We start from the raw sequence: 23,805 nt of genomic DNA, 5'->3' as shown, positions 1-23,805 counted from the left end.
CGAGCGCGGCGCGGGGGCATCCGGGCCGTGGCCTGTTTCCAGGGGGCGGGGAACGTGTAGAATTCCGGGCATGCTGTCCCCCGACATGGAGCCCCAGCGCGCCGAAGCCTATCAGAGGCTGCGGCAGCAGGAGCTGATCGCCGAATTCGGTCTTTTCGCCCTGAGGGGCGACAGCCTGCAGCCCTCGCTGGACGAGGTCTGCCGCGTGGCGGCCGATGGGCTGGACGTGCCCTTCGCCAAGGTCCTGCGCTTCCTGCCCGGGGAGAACGCCTTCCTGGTGCAGGCGGGGGTCGGCTGGCATGCCGGGGTCGTGGGCCATGCCCGGCTGGGAGCGGATCTGGAAAGCCCCGCCGGCTATGCCTTTCGCACCGGGCGACCGGTCATCTCCAACCATTTGACGGAGGAAGCCCGCTTCCGCACCCCCGCCCTGCTGGTGGAGCACGGGGTCAGGCGCGCGCTGAACGTGCTGATCGGCAGCGGCCAGGCCGTGCCCTATGGCGTGCTGGAGGTGGACAGCGGCGACCGCACGGATTTCGAGCCGCGCGACATCGCCTTCCTCCAGGCCCTGGCCAACGTCATCGCGGCGGTGGCGGACCGGCAGGCGCGCCAGGTGGCCCTCGCGCACAGCGAGGCGATGCTGCAAAGCGTCTTCGAGAGCAGCCCCGACTGCATCAAGGTGCTGCGGGGCGACGGCACGCTGGTCCGCATGAACCACAACGGCCTGTGCCTGATGGAGATCGACGATTTCGCCAAGGTGGCGAACTGCCCCTGGGAAAGGCTCTGGCCCGCGGACCAGGCGGAACATGTCCGCGCCGCCATCCGCGCGGCGCGCCAGACCGGGATCGGGCATTTCGAGGCCTTCTGCCCCACGACCAAGGGCACGCCGAAATGGTGGGACGTGCTGGTGGCACCCCTGGGCGGGCAGGGGGAGGACGAGCAGTTCGTCGCCATCTCGCGCGACGTCACCGACCGGGTGAAGGCCGTGGAGGCCAAGGACGCGCTGCTGCGGCAGCAGGACCTTCTGATGCGCGAGGTGCATCACCGCATCCGCAACAGCCTACAGCTCGTGCATACGTTGCTGCAGCTTCAGGCCGGGCATGTGAACGACGGCGGCGCCCGGGCGCATCTGGCCGAGGCCGCCCGCCGGGTGCTGACCGTCGCGGCGGTGCACAAGCGGCTCTACGAGGGCAACGACGTCACCGAGGCGGACCTCGCCACCTATCTTGGCGGCCTGCTGGACGACCTGCGCGGCAGCCTGTCCGACGAGATCGTCGGCCGTCCCATCCATCTTTCGACCGAATCCCTGATGCTGTCGCCAGACAAGCTGACCTCCCTGGGGCTGATCGTGACCGAGCTGGTGACCAACGCGCTGAAATACGGGCACGGCACGGTCTCCGTCTCGGTGCAGCCGCTCGGGAAGGTGGCGCGGATCGCGGTCGAGGACGAAGGCCAGGGCTTTCCGGCCGATTTCGACCCGGTTCGCAGCCGTGGCCTCGGCATGCGCCTGTTGCTGACCCTGGCCCGCAAGCCCGACGGCGTCCGGGTGGACCGTGGCGTGCCCTGGGGCCGGATCGTCGTGGAGATGCCGCTGGGCTGACGCCCCCTCCGGCCGGGCCCGCTACAGCCCCAGCACGGGCCCCGGGTCGATCGAGACGCCCCGGCAGAAGAGGCCCAGGTGCAGGTGCGGCCCGGTGACGCGGCCCGTGGCGCCGGAAAGCGCCATGGTCTCGCCGCGCCCCACCCGCTGGCCCTCCCGCACCTCGATGCGCGACAGGTGGGCGTAGAGGCTGGCCACGCCCTGCCCGTGCTCGACGATCAAGGTATTGCCGGTGAAGTAGAGGTCTGCCGCCAGGGTCACCCGCCCCGGCGCCATCGGGGCGGTCGGCGTGCCGGTCGGCACGGCGATGTCCAGGCCGAGATGCGGCGCCCGCGGCTCCCCGTTCAGGATGCGCTGGCTGCCATAGACGCCGCTGATGCGGCCCCGTGCGGGCCAGTCGAAACCCTCGGCATAAAGCGCCACCGGGGTTTCCACCGCGCGGGCGGCGTTGATCCGCACCTGCTCGGCGCGGATGCGGGCGAGGTCCTGCGCGTTCGGCGTCACCTGCCGGGACGGCAGGCCGTTCAGGCGCTGGATGTCCCAGTGGCGGGGGGCGATGGCGAGGCGGCGGATCTCGGTGCGGCCGCCGGGCGGGGTGATGCCCAGCGCCGCCTCCGGCCCGGCATCGCGGCTGAAGCCCAGGGCGAAGTGGCCATCCGCCGAGACCGGCACCGGCTTGCCATCCAGGGCGAGGCGCGTGCCGGGCGCAGTGCGGCCGGCGACGAAGCCGCCCTGGGTCAGGCCGGCCGGGTTCATCTCCAGCGCGGGCGCGGAGGCGGCGGTGCCGGGCCGCGACTCGGCGGAACCGGCGCAGCGGGCGAGCAGCAGGGCTGGCAGGGGCAGCAGGAGGCGGCGTGCGATCACAGCAGGGAACCCTGTTCCTTGGCCTTGGGTGTGCGCGGGCGCTTCGGGGGGGCACCCCGGGTGTCGGCGGCCTCGATGACGCCATCGGCGAATTCGATCTGCAACCTTGCCCCGGGATCGACCTGCGCGGCACGGGTGACGGGCCTGCCCTCGCCGTCGCGCACCAGGGCGAAGCCGCGCTCCAGCAGCCCCTGGTAGGAGGCGCCTTCCAGCCGGGCGGAAAGCCCGTCCAGCGCCAGCCGCCCCTCGCGCAGCCGGAAGCGCAGGCGCGGCGTCGGGTCGGGTAGGCGGGCGAACTGCCGCGCCGCGCGGTCCAGGACCCGCGACACGGCGGCGCCGGAGCGGGATTCGAGGAGCTGCAGCCGCGCCCGCCGGGCCGCCAGCATCTCGCGCGGGTGCAGCAGGCGGGCGGCGGCGTCGTTCAGCCGTGCCCGGCGGTCGCGCAGCAGCACGCGCGGCGCCAGGGCGAGGCGCTCCCCCCGGTCGTCGAGGCGCTGCCGGGCGTTCAGCAGCATCCCCGGCAGGTCCGGCAGGGCCGCCGTCGCCCGGGCGAGGCGGTAGCGCACCTGGTCCAGGTGAGACTGCCCGGCGCGGGTGAGGCGCAGGGCGCGCTGCTGCACCTGGGCCAGAAGCTCGGTGCGGGAGGGCACGGCGAGCTCGGCGGCGGCGGTGGGGGTGGGGGCGCGGCGGTCGGAGGCGAAGTCGATCAGCGTCGTGTCCGTCTCGTGCCCCACCGCCGAGATCAGCGGGATCTGGCTGGCGGCGGCGGCGCGGACCACGATCTCCTCGTTGAAGGCCATCAGGTCCTCCAGCGAGCCGCCGCCGCGCGCCACGATCAGCACGTCCGGACGGGGGAAGCCTTCCGGCAGGGCGTTGAAGCCGGCGATGGCCGCCGCGACCTGCTCCGCCGCGCCGGTGCCCTGCACCGCCACCGGCCAGAGCAGGATGCGCGAGGGAAAGCGCCGCAGCAGGGTGGTGCGGATGTCCTGGATCACCGCGCCCTGGGCGCTGGTCACCACGCCGATCACGCGCGGGAGGCCGGGGAGGGGGCGCTTGCGCTCCTCGCCGAAGAGGCCCTCCGCCTCCAACGCCTTTCGCAGCCGCTCGACACGGGCGAGCAGCGCGCCCTCTCCGGCATAGTCCAGCCGGTCCACCACGATCTGGTAGGTCGAGCGGTCGCCATAGGCGGTGATCTTGCCGGTCGCGATCACCTCGGTGCCGTTCTCGGGCCGCAGGCCGGTGCGCCCGGCGCTCCAGGCCCAGATCACCGCGCGGATCTGCCCGCCCTCGTCCTTCAGCGAGAAGTAGAAGCGGTTGGCGCCATAGGGGCGGCATTCCGTGACCTCGCCCCGGATGCGGACGCGGCCGAAACTGCTCTCCAGCGTGCGCTTCACCGCGCCCGATATCTCGGCCACGGTGTATTCGGGGATGTTGGAGGCTCCAGGGGAGCCCTTGGCGGCGGAGGCGGCGGTTTCGCTCATCGCCGTCCATTATGCTACGCGCCGGGGCGACCGACAAAACCGGGCCTTTCCCGAGGCGCCGGGCGACTGGTGGAGATCGCGCGATGAAGGTGCTGCTGGTGGGCGGCGGGGGGCGGGAGCACGCCCTGGCCCGGAAGCTGCTGGATTCCTCCCTGCTGACCGGGCTCTGGGTGGCCCCCGGCAACGCCGGGATCGCGCGGATCGCCGAATGCCTGCCCGTGGCGGCCGAGGACGTCGCCGGGCAGCTCGCCCTGGCGAAGGAGAAGGAGGTGGACCTCGTGGTGGTCGGCCCCGAGGCGCCGCTGACCCTGGGCCTGGCCGATGCCTGCGCCGAGGCGGGCATCCGCTGCTTCGGCCCCTCCGCCGCCGCGGCGCGGCTGGAGGGCTCCAAGAGCTTCACCCGCGAGGTCGCCGAAGCCGCCGGCGTGCCGGGGGCCGAATGGGCCTGCTTCACCGACAGTGCCGAGGCCATGGCCTATGTCCGGGCGAAGGGCGCACCGATCGTGATCAAGGCCGACGGCCTCGCCGCCGGCAAGGGCGTGGTGGTGGCCGCCACGCTGGAGGAGGCCGAGGCCGCCGTCACCGACATGCTGGATGGCGGCATCCACGGCGCGGCGGGCGCCTCGATCCTGGTCGAGGAATGCCTGGTCGGCGAGGAGGTCTCCTTCTTCGCCCTCTGCGACGGCAGCCATGCCCTGCCCCTGGTCGGGGCGCAGGATCACAAGCGCGTCGGCGATGGCGACACCGGTCCGAACACCGGCGGCATGGGCGCCTATTCCCCCGCCCCGGCCTTCACCGAGGCGCTCCAGGCCGAGGCCATGGAGCGGATCGTCCGGCCGACCCTGGCGGAGATGGCGCGGCGCGGCGCGCCCTTCCGCGGCGTGCTCTTCGCGGGGCTGATGCTGACGGCGCAGGGGCCGAAGCTGATCGAGTACAATGTCCGCTTCGGCGACCCGGAATGCCAGGTGCTGATGACGCGGCTGCGCTCCGACCTGCTGGCGGCGCTGATCGCCGCCTGCGACGGAGAGCTGAAGGATTTCGGCCTGCGCTGGTCGCCCGACCCGGCCATGGTCGTGGTCGTGGCGGCGCGCGGCTATCCCGGCGCCTATGCGAAGAACACGGCGATCCGCGGGCTGGACGAGGCCGGCGCCGTGCCGGGCGTGGTGGTCTATCACGCGGGCACCTCCGCCGGGCCGGGCGGCGAGATCCTCGCCACCGGCGGGCGCGTGCTGGGCGTCACCGCCACCGCGCCGACGCTGCGCGCGGCCCGCGACGCCGCCTATGCCGCCGTGGATGCGCTGGACTGGCCAGAAGGCTTCTGCCGCCGCGACATCGGCTGGCGGGCGCTCGGGGCGGGGTGATCGGGGGCAGCGCCCCTGGCCCGGAGGAAGGCTCCGCCTTTCCCCCGATACCCCCTTATCCGCCGGGACGCTGCGCCCCCTGGACCCGGTGAGTTGGCCCCCGCTGCGGCCGGACCGCGCCGGAGGAGAGCATGGCTTTCCGGCGGACTGCCGGGGCCACCAGGGTGGGCAGCGTGTCCTGATCCCCTTCCCGGGAGTCCCGCCGCTCCACCTGCTCCCCGGGATCAGGCGGGAGCTGAGCTCGACAACTGGTGCCAACCCAAGGCGAGGTCCGGGGACATGCGATGTCCCCGGCGGTGGGGGTTCCGGGGGCAGGCGGAGCCTTCCCCGGGGCCGGCCACGAAGCGCGCCGCCAAAGCCCGGGCGACGGCCGCCATCCGCATCAGCCGCGCTCCTGCCGCCAATAGGCGGCGCAGTAGCAGCGGTCCTTGTCCAGCCCGCGCTCGTCGCGCAGGTGGCAGCGCATGGACTGGGCGACCTGGAACTCGGCGGCGGCCCAGGCGGCGGCGGTGCCGCTTTCCGGCCAGTGCAGGGCGCGCAGGGCGGCGGGCAGGAGGTTGGGCGTGCCGGCGGGAAGTCCGTTGCGGTGCAGCCAGCGCAGCGCGACGCCGGGCGGGTGGGGCAGGTCCTGTTCCTCCCGCGCATCCGCGACCTCGACGATCGCCACGCCGCGCGCATCGGAGGGCAGTTCCTCCAGGATGCGGCCGATGGCGGGCAGGGCGGTCTCGTCGCCGGCCAGGACCACCCAGTCCGCGACCGGCCCCTCGCCCCCGCCTGGGCCAAGGATGCCGACCGGATCGCCCGGCGCCGCCCCCAGCGCCCAGCGCGAGCCGGGACCCGAACCGGCCTCGTCATCGCCCTCATCCTCGCCATGCACGACCATGTCCACCTCCATCCAGGCAGCGGCGGGGCCGATGCGGCGGATGGTGTAGACGCGCGGGATGGCCGCGCGCGGCCCCTGCGGCCAGACGGGGGCGCCGTTGGGTCCGGCGACGGGCCATTCGGGGTCCAGCACGCCCGGCGGCGGGATCAGCAGGCGCAGGTGCATGCCGCCGACCGCGAAGCGCCCGAGGTCCGGCCCCGCCAGGCGGATGCGGCGCATATGCGGCGTGACGGCGGCGTTGGAGACCACGCGCATGGCGCGGAAATAGGGGAGCTGCGCCGTGTCACAGCCATCGCCGGCCCAGGCGAAGTCCGGCTTCAGCCCCTCTTCGAGATTCTCCACATACCAAGCCAGGAGGCCGCGCAGCATGGAGAGGGAGGCGGCGTCCTCCGAGGAAACATCGAGGCGCAGTGCCCGTCCTTCGGTCGTCAGCATGGCGCGGCCCAGCCGGTGCGAGATCCAGGCGAGGCCCTCCTCCCGCCGCACGGTGGCGCCGTAGTCGCCCAGCCCTTCGCAGAGCCGGTCGAGCTGACGCGGCGGGTCCGGAAGCTCGATCCGGGTGCGGGCACGCAGGGTCGTGATCGCGTTCATTCTCGGGGCCCTGAGATGGGACTTGTCCAGGCAGGACTTGTCGTGACACCCCAGCCTGGGAGGCTGGTGTATAATTGATAATGATTATCAATACAGCCTGAAACGGCCTTCCGCAACCGCCTTCCGGAGCAGCAGAGCCCATGACGGCACGCGCCGAACTCACCGAGAAGATTGTCCGCATCAAGATCGAGCGGGACCTCACCTGGGCGGGCCTCGCCGCCCTGGCCGGGGAGCTGAGCAAGGAATACGTGACCGCCGCCCTGCTGGGGCAGATGCCCCTGCCCGGGCCGGCGGCGGAGGCGATCGGGACGGAGCTCGGCCTCGACAGCTACGAGATCAAGCTGCTGCAGCAGCCGCCCTATCGCGGCTCGCTGCCGACGCAGGTGCCGACCGACCCGCTGATCTACCGCTTCTACGAGCTGATCTCGGTCTATGGCACGACCTTCAAGGCGCTGATCCACGAGGAGTTCGGCGACGGGATCATGAGCGCCATCGACTTCCGCATGGATCTGCAGCGCGAGCCCAACAATGCGGGCGACCGCGTGAACATCACGATGAGCGGGAAGTTCCTGCCCTACAAACAGTACTGAGGCGCTTCCCCGCGCGGCTGGCGGCCGGGGGGAGGCGAAGCCTCCGCCCGGGGCCGGAGCCTGCGCGCGCCGCCGCTACAGCACCGCGCGATACATCGCGACGACATCCTCCCGCACCATGTCGCGCGGGTTGTTGGCGAGGAGGCGTTGCAGCCCGCCGACCACTTCCTCCGCCATGCCGGGAAGATCCGCCTCGGTGACGCCGAGCTGGCTCATCCTCGTTTCCAGCCCGACACTTCCGGCGAGCTCCTCCAGCGCCGCGACGAAGGCCTCGGCGGCCTCCTGCGCGCTGGCGAAGCGGCGGCCCGGCAGGAGGCAGGGGGCGAGTTCGGCATAGGCTTCCGCCGCTGCCGGAAGGTTGAAGCGGAAGACCGGCCCCATCACCAGCGCGTTGCTGTGGCCGTGCGGCACATGGAAGCGTGCGCCGAGCGGATAGGACAGCGCATGCACCGCCGCGACGGAGGCGTTGACGAAGGCCATGCCGGCCAGCATCGCGCCCTCCAGCATCGCCTCGCGCGCCGGAAGGTCCGTGCCATCCGCCACCACGCGGCGCAGGTTGCCGCCGAGCAGGGCCAGCGCCTTCACCGCCAGCGCGTCGGAGACCGGGTTCTTGCGCGTGCGGCTGGTATAGGCCTCGACGGCATGGACCATGGCGTCGAGCCCCGTGGCGGCGGTGACGCGCGGCGGCATGCCGAGCGTCAGCCCCGCATCCAGCAGGGCGATATCGGGCAGGAGCTGCGGCGCGTAGATCGCCTGCTTCTCGTTGCGCTCGCTGGTGACGACCGAGGCCCAGGTGACCTCGGAGCCGGTGCCGGCGGTGGTGGGCACCTGGATCAGCGGCAGGCGCGGCCCTTGCGCCTTGTCCTGGCCGTAAAGCTCCTCGACCGCCTGGCCGGAGCGCAGCAGCAACGCCACCAGCTTCGCCGTGTCGAGCGAGCTGCCGCCGCCCAGCCCCACCACCCCATCCGCCGCGAAATCCCGCGCGGCGGCCAGGGTGGCGCGCACCGTGGCCACGGGCGGATCGGCCTGCACGCCATCGAGCACCCGCGCGGTGAGGCCGGCGGCGGTCAGGGCGGAACGGGCGCGCGCGGCCAACCCGCCTTCGACGATGCCACGGTCGCAGACGATGGCGACACGCTTCGCGCCCAGCCCGGCCATCAGCGTGCCCAGCCTGTCGAGGCCGCCCGTCTCCACGACGATGCGGGGGACGGAAAGGAAGGTGAAGCCGCCCATCAGTCGTAGTATTCCGGCGCCTTGCGGAAGCCGGGCCAGGCATCCGGGTCGTGGCCGGTCACCACCTGGGCCTTTGTGCGTTCCGCCAGATGGCGCAGCTTCTGCACGGAGCGCACCGTGTCCACCGTGGAGGCCAGGAAGCCGGGCAGCGCCTTCTCCTCCCAATGGTCGGTGGTATAGGCGGCATCGACGGTCAGCAGCATCGGCCCGCTCCTCGGCGGGCGGACCAGGAAGCTCTGGTGCCCCGGCGCGTGGCCCGGGGTGAAGACCGTGGTGAGCGTGCCGTCGCCATAAAGGTCGAAATGGTCGTCGTCGGTGCCGTTCAGGAACTCCCAGCGCAGGCCGGGGCGGTCGAAATCCTTGCGGATATAGCCGCCGGCCGCGAACCAGTCCGGGGTGAAGGCGTATTCGTATTCCGCCCGCTGCACCACATGCGTGGCGTTCGGGAAGCGGCCGATCGCGCCGGTATGGTCGAGATGCAGGTGGGATTGCAGCACGAAGCGCACGTCCTGCGGCCGGATGCCGAGGCCCTCAAGCTGCGCGACGCAGCCTTCCTCCGGCTTCATGTCCGGCCAGTACACGTCGCAGATCCCGCCCCAGTGGCCGCGTGCGTCGGTGGCGACCTCCACCGCATTGCCGCCGTCGATGATGGTGTGGCCCTGCGGATGGGTGATCAGGAAGAAGGGGACGGGGATCTCGTAGGGCGCGCCGTCGCCCTGGTTCATCTTGATGTTATGGACCTTGCACTTCAGCGTGCCCGACTGGAGCATGTAGAGCCGGATGTCGTTCATGGCGTTTCCCCGTCCTGTCGTCGCGCGTGCCTTGCCGGCACGTCAGAAGGCTTCGCGGTAGAGGGCGAGGGCGTCGGCCTCCGTCACCTCCACCGGGTTGTTCACCAGCAGCCGCGTCTGCTTCATCGCATCGGCGGCCAGCATCGCCAGGCTGTTGTCGGTGACGCCGACATCGCGCAGGCGGCGCGGGGCGCCGCTGCCGTCCATCAGCCGCTGCATGCTGTCCACGAAGTGCAGGGCGCGTTCCTCGGCCCCACCTGCGCCGGGACCGTTCAGCACCGTATCCAGCTCGGCATAGAGCGGTGCGGCGGCGCGGGCGTTGAAGCGCAGCACCGGCCCCAGCATCAGCGCGTTGGAGAGGCCGTGCGGCACGTGGTAGTGGCCGCCCAGCGGATAGGCCAGCGCATGCACGGCGGCGACCGGCGCATTGGCGAAGGCCTGGCCCGCCAGCATGGCGCCGAGCAGCATGGCCTCGCGCGCCGCGCGGTCCCGCCCGTCGCGGCAGGCGGCGAGGAGGTTGCCGCCGAGCAGGCGCAGCGCCTCCCGCGCCAGGGCGTCGGAGAGCGGGTTCTTCTTGTGCCGGCTGGTATAGGCCTCGATGGCGTGCACCATGGCGTCGATGCCGGTGGCGGCGGTGTGCAGCGCCGGCAGGCCCAGCGTCAGCTCCGCATCCAGCAGCACCGCATCGGCATAGAGCTGCGGCGCCACCACGCCCATCTTGGTGGTTTCGCCGGTGGTGAGGATGGAGATGTTGGTGACCTCCGACCCCGTGCCGGCGGTGGTGGGCACCAGGACCAGCGGCAGGCGCGAGCCCGTCACCTTGCCGATGCCGTAGATCTGCGGCAGCTCCTGCTCCGTGACCAGCAGCACCGCGGCCAGCTTCGCGACGTCGAGCGAGGAGCCGCCGCCCAGGCCGAGCACGATCTCCACCCCGGCCTCGCGTGCCTGCCGCACGCAGTCGAGCAGCACGGATTCCGGCGGGTCCGCCACCACCGCGTCGAAGACGGTGGCGCGGAAGCCCTCGGCCTCCAGCCCGGCCAGGACGGGGCCGAGAAGGCCGGCCTTCACCAGCCCCGCATCCGTCACCACCAGGGCGCGGCGTCCGGCGAAGCGGGCGGCCAGCATCTCGCCCAGGCGTTTTGCCCCGCTCCATTCCACCTGGATCGACGGGACCGTGCGGAACTCGAAGGTTGGCAGAGGGCCGGTGGACATGCGCTGCTCCGTTCGGGCTGTTCTGATGTTCCGGCTATCCCGCTGCCGGCGCCCGGCGCCCGCCGGTAGCGGGCGGCTCAGGGAGCGGACGAAAAGGGCGGGGCACGGCGTTTTCCTCGGATGAACCGTTTCGGTTCTGCTTTATACGAAGGGGCCGGCGAACCACGCCGGATTCGATTTCAAGAACGATCCTCCTGGGCCGCCGAAGCTGTCAAGCATCAGCCGGCGGGGTGCTTTCCGGGGCCGGGAACATGGCGGGCGCCGCCTGCAGGCTTCGGGATCGGGAGGGCCGGCGCCGCCTCCGGGCATCGCTGGTTCGCCCCGCGGAAACGAGGGGGGATCTGCCCGCGCGCTGCAAAATGAAGGGAAATTTAATCAATCATCCTGGCATCGCAGCGAAGTGATCCCTAACAGGACCCGCTCCGGGCTCCATGCCATTCCAGGCTGCCGAACGGGGAATGAAGACCACGCCATGCAGAGACTGACCACCTATATCCTCGTCGCCATGCTTCTCGGTATCGGCGTCGGCTATGCCTGCCACGAGGTCTGGCCCGATCCGAACACCTCCCGCGTCATCGCCGGCTACATCTCCCTGATCAGCGACATCTTCCTGCGCCTGATCAAGATGATCATCGCGCCGCTGGTCTTCTCCACCCTGGTCGTGGGCGTCGCCCATATGGGCGATGTCGGCGCTGTGGGGCGGATCGGGGGCAAGGCGATGCTGTGGTTCGTCACCGCCTCGCTGGTCTCGCTGCTGCTGGGCCTGGTGCTGGTCAACCTCCTGCAGCCGGGGGCCAGCCTGGACCTGCCGCTGCCCCAGGCCGGGGCGGCAAGCAGCGTCCAGGCCTCCTCGCTCACGCTGCGGGACTTCGTGGCGCATCTCGTGCCGGTCTCGATCTTCGATGCCATGTCGCGCAACGAAATCCTGCAGATCGTCGTCTTCTCGCTGCTCTTCGGCATCGCCGCCGCATCCCTGGGCGAGAAGGCGCGCCATGTCGTACAGTGGATCGAGGAGCTTTCGCACGTCATCCTGCGCGTCACCGGCTATGTCATGCTGATGGCGCCGCTGGCGGTCTTCGCCTCCATGGCGGCGATCGTGACCACGCAGGGCCTGGGCATCCTCGTCACCTATGGCAAGTTCGTGGCGGAGTTCTATCTCGGCCTGGCGATCCTCTGGTGCCTGCTGGCCGGGGTGGGCTTCCTGTTCTTCGGGCGGCGGGTGATCGAGCTGGTCTCGCTGGTCCGGCAGCCCTTCCTGCTGGCCTTCAGCACCGCGAGCAGCGAGGCCGCCTATCCGCGCCTGATGGAGCAGCTCGCGCGCTTCGGCGTGAGCCCGAAGGTGATCAGCTTCGTGCTGCCGCTGGGCTATTCCTTCAACCTCGACGGCTCGATGATGTACTGCACCTTCGCCGTCGTCTTCATCGCCCAGGCCTACAACATCGAACTCACCTGGGGGCAGCAGGCGGTCATGCTGCTGGTGCTGATGCTGACCAGCAAGGGCATGGCCGGCGTGCCGCGCGCCTCGCTGGTGGTGATCGCGGCCACGCTTTCCACCTTCAACATCCCCGAGGCCGGGCTGCTGCTGATCATCGGCATCGACCAGTTCCTGGACATGGGCCGCTCCGCCACCAACGTCATCGGCAACTCCCTGGCGGCGGCCGTGGTCGGCAAGTGGGAAGGCGACCGGACGCCCGGGCCCGGCTCCCAGCCGCAGCCGGAACCGTCGCCCGGCACCTTCGACGAGGCCGAGGCGCGGGAAGCCGCCACGGCTCCGGTGGCCTGAAGGGAAACCCTGCTCCCCCCGGCGGAAGCCTGCCGGGGGCGCCCTTCAGACGCGCCGCCGGCGGCCGCGGGTCATCAGGCCCAGCACGTCGTCGTGCCAGGCATAGCGGTGCACCAGGGCCATCGCGACATGGCCGAGGATGAGCGCCAGCAGCACCCAGCCGAGGAAGCTGTGCAGCAGGTCCCCGGGTGCCGTCATCCAGGCGATCTTGCCCTCGAAGCCGCTCATCACCGGGATGCCATAGGGGGTGAAGGGCTCGCCGGAGCCGTATTGCCGCAACAGCGCCAGACCCGGGACGAGGATCATCAGCAGGTAGAGCACCAGGTGCCCGATCGTGGCGAGGCGCCCCAGCCGGCCCGGATGCGGCGGGCGACGCCGGATGTTTAGCAGCCCCCAGGCCCCCCGCAGCAGCACAAGCACGAGCAGCGTGAAGCCCATGGTGAAATGCGTGCTGCCGACAAACTTCGTCACCCCGGCCTCGGGCACGGTGACGTAGAGCAGGGCACCGGCGAAGTGCCAGGCGAAGCAGGCGGCCATCAGCCAGTGCAGCATGCGGCTGACGATGCCGTAGCCCGCAGGACTGTCCATGCGGGAACCCTCCTTCGGCCCTGGCCGGGGCGGTCCCCCGTGCCTTCCCGTCCGGGATCTGGTCCCGCATCCCCCGGCTGCCTAGCCATGGCCGGGCAGGTTGTGACCCGGTGGCGGCGGACGGAGGGCCCGCCGCCTGGGCGGGGTCTAGGAGAGCGCGCCCTGCCGCTCCATCCTGGGGGCCACGGAGCCGCGCTCCAGGAAGCTCTCGTCCAGGTCGGACACCCGCGCCGCGCCGGTAAGCGTCATGGCCACGCGCATCTCCTTGTCGATCAGGTTCAACAGGTTCAGCACCCCCGCCTCGCCCCCCGTCGCCAGCGCATAGACGAAGGCCCGGCCCAGCATGACCGCATCGGCCCCCATGGCCAGCGCGCGGACCACGTCCAGCCCGTTGCGGAAGCCGGAGTCGGCCAGGATCGAGAGCTTCCCCTTCACCGCCGCGGCGATGGCGGGCAGGGCCCGCGCCGAGGAGAGCACGCCGTCGAGCTGCCTTCCGCCATGGTTCGACACGACGATGCCATCCGCGCCGAAGCTCACCGCGTCACGCGCATCCTGGGGGTCGAGGATGCCCTTGATGACCATCGGCCCCTCCCAGAAGTCGCGGATCCACTCCAGGTCCTTCCAGGAGATCGACGGATCGAAATTGGCGCCGAGCCAGCCGATATAGTCCGCGAGCCCGGTCGCCTGGCCGCGGTAGCGCGACACGTTGCCCAGGTCGTGCGGCTTGCCCTTCAGCCCGACATCCCAGGCCCAGAGCGGATGCGTCATCGCCTGGACCATGCGGCGGAACGGGGCGTTCGGGCCGCTCATGCCCGAATGCGCGTCGCGGTAGCGCGCGCCGGGCGTCGGCATGTCCACGGTGAAGACCAGGGTCGTGATCCCGGCCGCCTTGGCCCGTTCCAGCGCGTTGCGCATGAAGCCGCGGTCGCGCAGCACGTAGAGCTGGAACCAGATCGGCTTCGTGACCGCCGCGCTCACCTCCTCGATGTCGCAGACCGAGACGGTGGAAAGGGTGAAGGGGATGCCCTTGGCCTCGGCCGCCCGCGCCGCCTGCACCTCGCCGCGCCGGGCGAACATGCCCGTCAGCCCGACCGGCGCCAGCACCACGGGCATCGACAGGTCCTGCCCCAGCACGCGCGTTTCCAGGCTCAGCTCGGACATGTTCTGCAGCACGCGCTGCCGCAGCGCGATCTCGGCCAGGTCCTCGACATTGCGGCGCAGCGTGCGCTCCGCATAGGCGCCGCCATCGGCGTAGTGGAACAGGAAAGGCGGCAGCCGGCGGCGGGCGGCCTCGCGATAATCGGACGGGGAGGAGATGATGGGCGAGAAAATCACGGGTCTGTCTTCCGGTCAGGGCCGCCGGTTCGCCCGGACAGCAGGGAACGAGGCGGGTTGGAACGGGCGAGGCGGGCCTCGTCCTCGTCGATCGCCTTCAGGGTGAGTCGCACGAAATCGATATGGGCATCCGAGGCGGCGCGCGCACGGTCGGGATCGCCGCCGAGCACCGCCTGCATCAGCAGCCGGTGCTGCTCCGCCAGGGCCTCGGAGACCCTTGGCACGAGATAGAGCTTCTCCAGGCTCTGCGAGGTGCTGGCCGCCAGCAGGTCGAACATGCCGCGGATGATCTGCTGCAGCACGAGGTTGTGCGAGGCCTCGGCGATGGCGAGGTGGAAGGCCGCGTCCACCTGGGCCAGCACGGCCGGCGTCGCCGCCTCGTCATCCCGCAGCGTGGCCTCGAAACGCCCGCGCAGACGGCTGCGATCCTCCTCCGTGGCGCGGCGCGCGGCATGGGCGGCGGCGGCGCCCTCCAGCGCGAGGCGGATCTCCAGCACGTCGTAGCGGTAGTCCGGGTTGTCGCGGAACAGCTGCTCCAGGGGCTCCACGATCGCCTGACGGCCCCAGTTGTCCCCCCTGGTGCCCTCCCCGCCGCCCGGCAGGGCGCGGACGAAGGTGCCGCCGCCCTGCCGGCTCGACAGCAGGCCCTGGCTGGCGAGCATCTGGATGGCCTCCCGCACCGAGGAGCGCGACACCCCGAACTCGCCGGCCAGCGCGCGCTCTGCCGGCAGCCGGTCGCCGATCCCGAAATCCCCCGCCAGCATCCGCTTCCGCAGCACCGTGGCGAGCTGCGAGGCGAGCCGTCCGCCCTCGGCGGGGGATGTCGCGTCCTGCTCCATCAGGGGATCATACCGGTCAGCCAGTAGGCCTGCGCCAGGGTGATCAGCCCGGCCATGCAGGCGAAGGCGAGGCTGTGCCGCACCGTGAAGCGGAAGAGGTCGGATTCACGCCCGACCAGCCCCACGGCGGCGCAGGCGATGGCGATGGATTGCGGCGAGATCATCTTGCCCGTCACGCCGCCCGTCGTGTTCGCCGCCACCATCAGGATGTCGGACACCCCGATCTGCTGCGCCGTCGTTGCCTGCAACGCGCCGAAGAGCGCGTTCGAGGAGGTGTCCGAGCCGGTCAGGAAGACGCCGACCCAGCCCAGGAAGGGCGAGAAGAAGGGAAAGGCCGCCCCGGTATGCGCCAGGGCCAGGGCCAGCGTCGCCGAAAGGCCGGAATAATTGGCGATGAAGGCGAAGGCCAGCACCATGCCGATGGAGTAGATCGGCGTGCGCAGCTCGGCCAGCGTCTCTCCGAAGGTCCGCACCGTCTCCAGCGGCCGCTGGCGCAGCAGCAGGGCCGAGAGCAGGGCGGCCAGGAAGATCGCCGTGCCGGTCGCGGAGAACCAGTCGAAGCGGTAGATCGCGTCATAGGGCACGGGCCCGGCGGTGATCGGCGGCATCTTCTCGACCAACCGGTGCAGCGAGGGCACGGGAATGGCGATGACCCAGCCGCTGAGCGCCCCGCCCGCCGCGAAGAGGCTCTTGAAGGGCTTGATGCTCCAGAGCGTCACCATGGCCGTGAGGATCAGGAAGGGCGACCAGGCCAGGATGATCTCGCCCGGCGTGTGGCGGCGTGCGGCGGCCGGTGCCATGCCGCCGACCGTTGCGACCTGCGCCCCGGCGGGCTGCGCCCGGGCCATGCCCGAAGCCTCCGCCTCCGCCGTCTCGAAGCGGAAGATCCGCGCCGGCTTCCAGACGCGCAGGAAGAGGGTGAGGCAGAGCAGGGAGGCCAGGGAGGAGGTGATGTCCGGCAGCTCCGGGCCGATGAAGTTCGAGGTCAGGAACTGCACGATGGCAAAGGAGCCGCCCGCGACCACGACCGCCGGCCAGGTCTCGCGCACGCCGCGCCAGCCGTCCATGATGGCCATGACCCAGAACAGCACGATCAGCGTCATGAAGGGCAGCTGGCGGCCCGCCATCTGGCCGATGACGAAGGGGTCCAGCCCCGTCACCTGTCCCGCCACGATCACGGGGATGCCCATGGCCCCGAAGGCCACCGGCGCCGTGTTCACGATCAGGCAGAGCCCGGCCGCGTAGAGCGGGCGGAAGCCCAGGCCGACCAGCAGCGCGGCGGTGATGGCGACCGGTGCGCCGAAGCCCGCCGCGCCCTCCAGGAAGGCGCCGAAGGAGAAGCCGACGATCAGCAGCTGCAGCCGCTGGTCCTCGGTGACCGAGAGGATGGAGGCCCGCACGATCTCGAACTGCCCCGTCCGGACGGAGATCTTGTAGAGGAACACCGCCCCGATGATGATCCAGGCGATCGGCCACAGCCCGTAGACAAAGCCATAGGCCCCGGAGGCCAGGGCCTGCCCCGCCGGCATGCCGTAGAACAGCACGGCGACCGCGAGGGCGAGCACGACCGTGATCGTGCTGGCGACATAGCCCTTCAGCCGCAGAACCGTCAGCGCCAGGAAGAAGAAGGCGATCGGCACGAAGGCGATCAGGCTCGACAGCCAGATATTGCCCAGGGGGTCGTAGTTCTGCGGCCAGGCCGACATGGATCGTCCTCCACACTCACGGATGCGAGTGGCTCTTGGTGAGGCTAAATTGGTCTGTCCAATTAAGCTTGTTTTCACTTCAAGTTGTTTTTATCGAAGCGGCCATCAGGCGGTCAACTATCTTTTAACTGTCCTATTCACGTTATTGGTCTGACCATTCGAGTGCTTCGCAGCGGATGTGCCGTGTTGCCGATCGGAGGAGGAATGGGCGAGCGGGGTGTGTATGGGACCGCCTGGCGGTGCCGTTCCGGCACGGAGCGCGATGTGCCTCCCATCCGGTAACCCGGTGTGGGGAAGGCTTCGTCTTCCCGTGTCAGCCCGAAGCAGGCAGGAGCCGAGGCCGGACCACGCCCCGGAGGACCCCCGCGCTAATCCCGGCGTGAGGCATGTGGTTGACTCCGGGGGAGAGGTTCTGCCTCTCCCGCCGGGGACCGAAGCCGTTCCCCGGGCCCCGGGCTCTCGTTGGCTCCGGTGGAGGCCGTCAGCCTGCGGCCTGAACCCCAAGGAACAGGTGGAGACGCGGGGCTCCCGAGAAGGAAAACACCGCCTTCGCGCGGGTGCCACCCGCGGTCCGCCGGAGAGCATGGCTCCCTGGCGCGATCCGGTCGAAGCGAGAACCAACGAGCCGGGTCAGGGCACGCGGTGTCCTGGCGGATGGGGACAGGGGGTCGACGCATTGCGTCGATGGCGGAGCCTTGTTCCCCGGGCGGAGCAGCGCCGGCCCCCGGCCCAATCAGCCCAGCGGCGGCAGGCAGGCCCCGGCCAGCAGCGCGAAGGCGCGGGCGCGGTGGCTGATCGCGTTCTTCCGCGCCGGGTCCATCTCGGCGAAGCTCAGCGTCTCGCCCGCCGGCACGAAGATCGGGTCATAGCCATGCCCGGCCTCGCCTCGGCCCGGCCAGATCCAGGTGCCATGCGCCTCGCCCAGGAAGCCTTCCGTGTGTCCGTCCGGCCAGGCGAGCACCAGGGCGCAGGAGAACCAGGCACCGTGGTCCTTTCCCTCAGGATCGGCCTCGCCGGCCTTGCGGGCGACCTCGGCCATGGCCCTGGCATAGTCGCGCGTGCCGTCCGGCTGCTTCGCCCAGTCGGCGGTCCAGACCCCCGGCAGCCCATCCAGCGCCGCGACCGAGAAGCCGGAATCATCCGCGAGCGCCACCTGCCCCGTGGCCGTGGCAGCGGCCAGGGCCTTGATCCGCGCATTGCCGAGAAAGCTGCTTTCCGTCTCCTCCGGCTCCGGCAGGCCGAGATCGCCCACCCCCGTCACCTCCAACCCCCAGGGGGCCAGCAGGGCGGCGACCTCGCGCACCTTGCCGGCATTGTGGGTGGCCAGGATCAGGCGCTTCTCCGTCAGGCGGCGGGTCATGCGGGGGCTCCCTCGGCGATGGCCTGCCGCTGCGCGGCGAAGAGTTCCTCCGTTCCGTGCCGGGCCAGGGCCAGCAGGCTGTCGAACTGCGCCCCGGTGAAGGGCGTGGCTTCCGCCGTGGCCTGGATCTCGACGATCCCGCCGGCATCGGTCAGCACGAAATTGGCATCCGCCCCGGCCGCGCTGTCCTCGGCATAGTCGAGGTCGAGCACTGCCTCGCCCTGCCACAGCCCGGCCGAGACCGCGGCCACATGCCCGGTCAGCGGGTTGCGCGACAGGATGCGCATCCGCCGGCAATGCTCGAAGGCGAGGTGCAGCGCCACCCAGGCGCCGGTGATGGCAGCGCAGCGCGTGCCGCCATCGGCGGTCAGCACGTCGCAGTCCAGCACCACGCTCATCTCGCCCATCGCGGCACGGTCGGTCACGGCGCGGAGCGAGCGGCCGATCAGGCGCTGGATCTCCTGCGTGCGGCCGGACTGCTTCCCCTTCGCCGCTTCCCGGTCTCCGCGCTGGTGCGTGGCGCGGGGCAGCATGCCGTATTCCGCCGTTACCCAGCCCTGGCCCTTGCCGCGCAGGAAGCCGGGCACCCGCCCCTCCACGCTGGCGGTGCAGAGCACCTCGGTCAGCCCCATGCGGATGCGGCAGGAGCCCTCGGCATGGCGGGCCACGCCGGGTTCGATGGAAACAGGGCGCAACGCGTCAGGGGCGCGGCCAGAGGGGCGCGTCATGGGGAGCTCCGTCATCCGGTCAAGGTATCCGATCCCGGCAATCGGATCCGGGGCCGAGGCATCGGCGCGACAGGGCCGGGTGTCAACCACCGATCCGGATGATGGACGCAGCCATCATGGTCGTCTTGCACATCATTTCCGCCACTGCGCCGTCCCGGGGGACAAGGCTCCGCCTTTTCCCCCCGTCCCCCTTATCCGCCAGGAACCTGAGGTTCCTGGACCTCCCGTTCGTTGCCTCTTCGCTGCCGGCCGGATCGCGCCGGAGAGCATCGCTCTCCGGCAGGCTGCCAGTGCCACCAGCGCGGACAGGGTGCTTTTTCTTCTTTCCGGGAGCCCCGCGTTGCCACCTGCTTCCCGGGATCGGGCCGCAGGCTGGCGGCCATCACGGGAACCCACGAAAGCCCGGGGTCCGGGGACCGGCTTCGGTCCCCGGCGGAGAGGGGGTCCGGCGGGAGAGGCGGCGCCTCTCCCCCGGCGGCCGGCCACGGAGCGCAGCGCGGAAGCGGCCGCCCGGATCAATGACCGAGCGCGACGCCCTTGCCGGCCTCGGCGGCCGGAAGGGCCATGGGGTGGGCCAGCCGCTTGACGGTCAGGGCGGCCGCGGCGACCAGGCCGGGCACGGCGAGCACCAGGAAGAGGCTGCCCAGGCTGAGCTGGTAGCGGGACAGTTCCGCCACCAGGAAGGAGCCGGCGATGCCGCCGAAGCGCCCAAGGCCCAGCATCCAGGCGACGCCCGTGGCGCGCCCCTGGGTCGGGTAGAAGCCGGCGGCCAGGGCCGGCAGCGAGGACTGCGCGGTGTTCATCAGCGTGCCCGCCACCAGCACCGCCAAGATGAGGAGCGGCGGGTTGCCCGTCGCCTGCCCGATCGCGGCGATGGCGAGGGCGGTGAGCAGGAAGCCGATGGCGATGATGGAATTGCCGTTGAAGCGGTCCATCAGCCAGCCGAAGAAGACTGCCCCGATGCCGCCGAGCGGGAAGAGCGCCGAGATCATCGCCGCCGTGGCCGGGCGCATGCCGGCATCACCGAACAGCACCGGCATCCAGTTCACCAGGGCGTAGAAGATCACCAGCCCCATGAAATAGGCGATCCAGAGCATCACCGTGCCGACCAGGAAGCGCGGCGACAGGATGGTGGCGATGCCGCCCTTGCCTGCCTCCACCTGCTGCGCCTCCAGGTTCACGAAACGGCCCGTCTGGCTGGCGGATGCGGAGATGCGGCTCAGCACGGCACGCACGCGCTCCGCCGGGGCGCCCTTGGCGAGCATGTAGCGTACCGATTCCGGCAGCAGCAGGAGCAGCAGCACCGCCAGCAGCAGCGGCACCACGCCGCCCAGGTGCAGCACGCTGCGCCAGCCCCAGAGCGGGATCATCCAGGCGGCCAGGAAGCCGCCGAAGGCAGCACCCAGCGGAAAGCCGCAGAACATGGCGTTGACGATGGTGGCGCGCCGCCCGCGCGGGCAGAACTCGCTCATCAGCGTCACCGCGTTCGGCATCGCGGCGCCCAGGCCCAGGCCGGTGAGGAAGCGCCAGACCACCAGCGTGTCCAGGCTGCCGGCATAGCCCGACATCAGGCAGGCGATGCCGAAGACCAGCACGGAGCCGGTCAGCACCGCCTTGCGCCCGAAGCGGTCGGCCAGCGGCCCGGCGGCCAGGGCCCCGGCGGCGAGGCCGAAGAGCGCGGCGCTCAGCACCGGTGCCAGGGCCGGGCGCGAGACGCCCCACTCGGCGATCAGCGAAGGGGCGATGTAGCCGATGGCGGCGGTATCGAAGCCGTCCAGCAGCACGATGGTGAAGCAGAGGGCGAAGATGACCCACTGGAAGGGAGAGAAGGGATGCGCGTCCAGGAATTCCTGGACGTCGGTATCGCGGCCTGCCTGCATGTCTTTTCCGGAATCCTCGGGGCTTTCTTGTCTCCGGCCGCTTGGAGCGGTTCCGGGAAGGGGATGCATAAACGCTGAGAGCCCTGCCGAACCGGGCACAGGATACCGGCGAAAGCCCCCGCCACGGCCCGTTCCGGGCGCGGCGGGGGGGGCACCGGTTGGCCAGGGCGGCGGCTCAGGCGGCCAGCGGTGCCTGGCGCAGCAGGGGCAGTTCCATCGGCAGGCCCACATAGTTCTCCGCCATCACCGCGCGGGCTGTCTGCGAGCCACGGATATAGTCCAGCTCGGCCATCTGCATGCGGCGGGAGAAGCCGTCCATGTTGGGGAAGCGGTGCGTCAGGGTGGTGAACCACCAGGAGAAGCGCTCCGCCTTCCAGACGCGGGACAGGGCGCGGGCGGAATAGGTCTCGAGCGGCTCGGCCTGCCCGTCGCGGTGCTTCGCGATCAGTGCCGCGGCCAGCATCGCCACATCCGAGGCCGCGAGGTTCAGCCCCTTGGCGCCGGTGGGCGGCACGATATGCGCGGCGTCCCCGGCCAGGAACAGGCGGCCGTGGCGCATCGGCTCGCTGACAAAGGAGCGCAGCGGCGCGATGCCCTTCTCGATGGCGGGGCCGCGCACCATGTTGCGCGCCGCCTCGTCGCCCAGGCGGATCGCCAGCTCGTCCCAGATCCGCTCGTCCGGCCAGTCCTCCAGCTTCTCGTCGAGCGAAACCTGCACGTAGTAGCGGCTGCGCGTCGGCGAGCGCATGCTGGCCAGCGCGAAGCCGCGCTCGTGGTTGGAATAGATCAGCTCGTGGTCGCAGGGCGGCACGTCGGCCAGGATGCCGAGCCAGCCGAAGGGATAGACGCGCTCGAAATGCGTGCGCAGTGCCTCGGGGATGCTGGCACGCGACACGCCGTGGAAGCCGTCGCAGCCGGCGATGTGGTCGCAGTCGATGCGATGCTCCTCGCCGCCATGGCGGTAGGTGACATGCGGCGCCTCGCTTTCGAGGCCGTGCAGCGCGACATCCGACGCCTCGAAGACCAGGGCGGCGCCGCGCGCCAGATGCGCCTCGATCAGGTCGTGGGTGACCTCGGTCTGGCCATAGATCGTCACCGCCTTGCCGGTGAGCTGGCGCATGTCCACGCGGAAGGTCTCGCCGCCGAGCGCGACGCGGAAGCCGTCATGCACCAGCCCCTCGCGGTGCAGCCGCGCGGCCACGCCGCACTGCTCCAGCAGATCGACCGTGCCCTGCTCCAGCACGCCGGCCCGGATGCGGCTTTCCACATAGGCGCGGTCCCGCCGCTCCAGCACGATGCAGTCGATCCCGGCACAGTGCAGGAGCTGGGACAGCAGTAGCCCGGCCGGTCCGGCCCCGATGATGGCGACCTGTGTGCGCTGGCGCATGGATGCCTCCCAGTCCTCAATCTTACAGAAGAGATCGCGCGGAAGAGTGGCTCCGGACAAGGCAATTTTATCGCATTGGTTTGGACTTTTCAGGCAAAGCGCCGGAGAACCCCGCCATGTCTCCGCTTCCACCCACCATGGCGCCGGAGGAGCCGGGTGCCCCGGCCATGCTGCCCGCCGTTCCCACCTACGACCTCTATGGCGAGGCGCAGCCGCGCCCGGTGCTCGACCCGGTGCACCTGGAAACCCTGATGGCCCGGAGCCACCCGCATGATTGGAATATCCGGCCACACCGGCACCGCGCCCTGGGACAGGTCTTCTGGCTCTCGGCGGGCGGCGGGCTGATCCTGCGCGAAGGCCAGGCCCAGGCTTTCGAGGCGCCCTTCCTGATCTACATGCCGCCCGGCGCGGTGCATGGCTTCCGCTTCGCGCCCTGGAGCGCGGGGCATGTGCTGACGCTCACCGATTCCCTTCTGGCCTCGGCGCTGCGGCTGATGCCGGAGCCCTGGCCGGCCGGTGCCTTCAGCTTCGGCCTGGCCGGGCACGAGCCGCTGGCCGAGGGCCTGAACGGCGCCTTCCAGGCGTTGGAGGCGGAGTTCCGCCGCACCGGCCCGGGGCGCAACACGGCGATGGCGGGGTGGGTGCTGCTGATCCTGTCGCTGCTGCGGCGCGGCCTCGCGGAGGAGGCCTCGGCCCGCCAGCGGCCCTCACCGCAATCGGTGCTGGTGGAACGCTTCCGGGTCCATCTGGAGGCGCATTTCGCCGAGCACCTGCCCCTGCCGGAGCATTGCCGGCGGCTGGGGGTCACGCCCAGCACGCTGACCCGCGCCTGCCGCGCCGTGACCGGGCAGTCGCCGCTGCAACTGATCCAGGACCGGCTGATGCTGGAAGCACGGCGCCTGCTGGCCTACACGGCCTCCAGCGTGGCGGAGATCGCCTTTCAGCTCGGCTTCGAGCCGGCCTACTTCTCGCGCGCCTTCACCCGGCAGGAGGGGCTTTCGCCGGCCGCCTTCCGGCGCCGTGCCTCGTGGAGCGGGCCTGATGGATATATCAAATGAAATGATGGAAATCCTCAGAATTTTGCCCGTCCAAAGGATAGTTAGGAGACTCCATATCCCTGTCACCGAACGGGCAATAGGGCCCGCCGGAAAGACAGGAACGACACCATGTCCAGGTTTTCCAGCCGTCTCGCCATCGCCGCCCTGACCCTTTCGCTGGGCGCCTTCGCCCCGCTGGCGGCTCAGGCCGAAGTGACAGACTTCTCCAATTCCGGCTCCTCGAGCGTGAGCGGCACCCCCTCCTACGAGGACACCACCCGCGCCCTCGCCGGCGCCACCCCGCTGAACGTCAGCAATGCCGGCTCCTCGGCCATCGGCATCGGCTCGCCCTATGCCGCCGAGCGGGTGATGCTGACGCAGAACAGCCCGGGCGCCTCGCCCACCGACTTCTCGGGCTCGGGCTCCAGCGCGGTGGGCGGCGGCTTCGGCACCGGCCCCCATGCTCCGCGGCACTCCATGCTGGCCGCCCGGTAACGGTGGCTGGCGAGGAGCAGCTCCGGCCACGGAGGAGGATGCCAGGGCCCGCGATGACGCTTCC

General features: G+C 70.9%; 20 protein-coding genes. 6 read left to right on the top strand and 14 right to left on the bottom strand.

From position 1 onward, the window contains the following. Window positions 1-70: 70 nt before the first annotated feature. Complete coding sequence (locus tag CTJ15_RS15965) at window positions 71-1,597, top strand: sensor histidine kinase (RefSeq protein ID WP_075823097.1); 1,527 nt, start codon at window positions 71-73, stop codon at window positions 1,595-1,597. A gap of 21 nt (window positions 1,598-1,618) precedes the next feature. Here CTJ15_RS15965 and CTJ15_RS15960 read toward each other — a convergent pair whose 3' ends face one another. Further along, window positions 1,619-2,461 (bottom strand): M23 family metallopeptidase, encoded by an 843-nt coding sequence (locus tag CTJ15_RS15960; protein WP_019462259.1) that lies wholly within the window; start codon window positions 2,459-2,461, stop codon window positions 1,619-1,621. Beyond that, window positions 2,458-3,942, bottom strand: coding sequence for an exodeoxyribonuclease VII large subunit (gene xseA / locus CTJ15_RS15955; RefSeq protein WP_019462260.1), 1,485 nt, complete (start codon window positions 3,940-3,942; stop codon window positions 2,458-2,460). Before xseA ends, CTJ15_RS15960 begins: the two co-directional genes overlap by 4 nt. 83 nt (window positions 3,943-4,025) lie before the next feature. Between xseA and purD the strand changes: the two genes are divergently transcribed. Further along, entirely contained in the window at window positions 4,026-5,303 is a 1,278-nt protein-coding gene (gene purD, locus CTJ15_RS15950; protein WP_099781694.1) for a phosphoribosylamine--glycine ligase, read from the top strand. A gap of 382 nt (window positions 5,304-5,685) precedes the next feature. Here purD and CTJ15_RS15945 read toward each other — a convergent pair whose 3' ends face one another. Then, window positions 5,686-6,777, bottom strand: coding sequence for a siderophore-interacting protein (locus CTJ15_RS15945; protein ID WP_019462263.1), 1,092 nt, complete (start codon window positions 6,775-6,777; stop codon window positions 5,686-5,688). Between the two features lie 140 nt (window positions 6,778-6,917). Between CTJ15_RS15945 and cynS the strand changes: the two genes are divergently transcribed. Next, window positions 6,918-7,367, top strand: a complete 450-nt coding sequence (gene cynS, locus CTJ15_RS15940) for a cyanase (RefSeq protein ID WP_019462264.1) — start codon at window positions 6,918-6,920, stop codon at window positions 7,365-7,367. Window positions 7,368-7,442: 75 nt separating this feature from the next. Here cynS and CTJ15_RS15935 read toward each other — a convergent pair whose 3' ends face one another. From CTJ15_RS15935 to CTJ15_RS15925, 3 genes are read right to left on the bottom strand one after another with little or no spacing between them, the layout of a single operon-like run. Next, window positions 7,443-8,600 carry an iron-containing alcohol dehydrogenase gene (locus tag CTJ15_RS15935; RefSeq protein ID WP_075822213.1) on the bottom strand — a complete coding sequence of 386 codons (1,158 nt, stop codon included), beginning with the start codon at window positions 8,598-8,600 and terminating at the stop codon, window positions 7,443-7,445. Beyond that, the gene (attM, locus tag CTJ15_RS15930; RefSeq protein WP_019462266.1) at window positions 8,600-9,391 is read right to left on the bottom strand and encodes an N-acyl homoserine lactonase AttM; all 792 of its coding nucleotides are present in this window, start codon (window positions 9,389-9,391) and stop codon (window positions 8,600-8,602) included. Before attM ends, CTJ15_RS15935 begins: the two co-directional genes overlap by 1 nt. 42 nt (window positions 9,392-9,433) lie before the next feature. After that, on the bottom strand, window positions 9,434-10,603 hold the full coding sequence (locus CTJ15_RS15925) for an iron-containing alcohol dehydrogenase (protein WP_019462267.1): 1,170 nt from the start codon (window positions 10,601-10,603) through the stop codon (window positions 9,434-9,436). Between the two features lie 472 nt (window positions 10,604-11,075). On the opposite strand from CTJ15_RS15925, the gene CTJ15_RS15920 reads away from it, so the two are divergent. Beyond that, a complete protein-coding gene (locus CTJ15_RS15920; RefSeq protein WP_075822212.1) occupies window positions 11,076-12,386 on the top strand; it encodes a dicarboxylate/amino acid:cation symporter in 1,311 nt (436 codons plus the stop codon). Between the two features lie 45 nt (window positions 12,387-12,431). Here the strand turns inward: CTJ15_RS15920 and CTJ15_RS15915 are convergent, their stop codons facing one another. The 8 genes from CTJ15_RS15915 to pobA form a co-directional block, all read right to left on the bottom strand. Continuing rightward, entirely contained in the window at window positions 12,432-12,974 is a 543-nt protein-coding gene (locus CTJ15_RS15915; RefSeq protein ID WP_075822211.1) for a cytochrome b, read from the bottom strand. A 147-nt stretch (window positions 12,975-13,121) separates the two neighbouring features. Continuing rightward, on the bottom strand, window positions 13,122-14,309 hold the full coding sequence (gene lldD / locus CTJ15_RS15910) for an FMN-dependent L-lactate dehydrogenase LldD (protein WP_099781693.1): 1,188 nt from the start codon (window positions 14,307-14,309) through the stop codon (window positions 13,122-13,124). Beyond that, the gene (locus tag CTJ15_RS15905) at window positions 14,306-15,148 is read right to left on the bottom strand and encodes an FCD domain-containing protein (RefSeq protein ID WP_019462271.1); all 843 of its coding nucleotides are present in this window, start codon (window positions 15,146-15,148) and stop codon (window positions 14,306-14,308) included. Before CTJ15_RS15905 ends, lldD begins: the two co-directional genes overlap by 4 nt. Further along, window positions 15,148-16,854: an L-lactate permease gene (gene lldP, locus CTJ15_RS15900; RefSeq protein WP_099781692.1), complete on the bottom strand. Its 1,707-nt coding sequence runs from the start codon at window positions 16,852-16,854 to the stop codon at window positions 15,148-15,150. The genes CTJ15_RS15905 and lldP overlap by 1 nt, the downstream gene beginning before the upstream one ends. Before the next feature lie 733 nt (window positions 16,855-17,587). Then, window positions 17,588-18,214, bottom strand: coding sequence for a non-canonical purine NTP pyrophosphatase (locus tag CTJ15_RS15895; RefSeq protein ID WP_075822209.1), 627 nt, complete (start codon window positions 18,212-18,214; stop codon window positions 17,588-17,590). Next, the gene (gene rph / locus CTJ15_RS15890; RefSeq protein ID WP_226945955.1) at window positions 18,211-18,942 is read right to left on the bottom strand and encodes a ribonuclease PH; all 732 of its coding nucleotides are present in this window, start codon (window positions 18,940-18,942) and stop codon (window positions 18,211-18,213) included. The genes CTJ15_RS15895 and rph overlap by 4 nt, the downstream gene beginning before the upstream one ends. A gap of 515 nt (window positions 18,943-19,457) precedes the next feature. Continuing rightward, window positions 19,458-20,822: an MFS transporter gene (locus CTJ15_RS15885; RefSeq protein ID WP_019463431.1), complete on the bottom strand. Its 1,365-nt coding sequence runs from the start codon at window positions 20,820-20,822 to the stop codon at window positions 19,458-19,460. A gap of 175 nt (window positions 20,823-20,997) precedes the next feature. Further along, window positions 20,998-22,209: a 4-hydroxybenzoate 3-monooxygenase gene (gene pobA, locus CTJ15_RS15880; protein ID WP_019461009.1), complete on the bottom strand. Its 1,212-nt coding sequence runs from the start codon at window positions 22,207-22,209 to the stop codon at window positions 20,998-21,000. A 116-nt stretch (window positions 22,210-22,325) separates the two neighbouring features. Between pobA and CTJ15_RS15875 the strand changes: the two genes are divergently transcribed. Beyond that, window positions 22,326-23,267, top strand: a complete 942-nt coding sequence (locus CTJ15_RS15875; RefSeq protein ID WP_126281899.1) for a helix-turn-helix domain-containing protein — start codon at window positions 22,326-22,328, stop codon at window positions 23,265-23,267. A 108-nt stretch (window positions 23,268-23,375) separates the two neighbouring features. After that, entirely contained in the window at window positions 23,376-23,741 is a 366-nt protein-coding gene (locus CTJ15_RS15870) for a hypothetical protein (protein ID WP_019461011.1), read from the top strand. The last annotated feature ends 64 nt before the right edge of the window (window positions 23,742-23,805 follow it).

Source organism: Roseomonas sp. FDAARGOS_362, from assembly GCF_002754815.1.
In the GTDB taxonomy this organism is placed as follows: domain Bacteria; phylum Pseudomonadota; class Alphaproteobacteria; order Acetobacterales; family Acetobacteraceae; genus Roseomonas; species Roseomonas mucosa.
The sequence above is the reverse complement of the archived record's forward strand: the minus strand, read 5'-3'. Positions and strand labels throughout refer to the sequence as shown.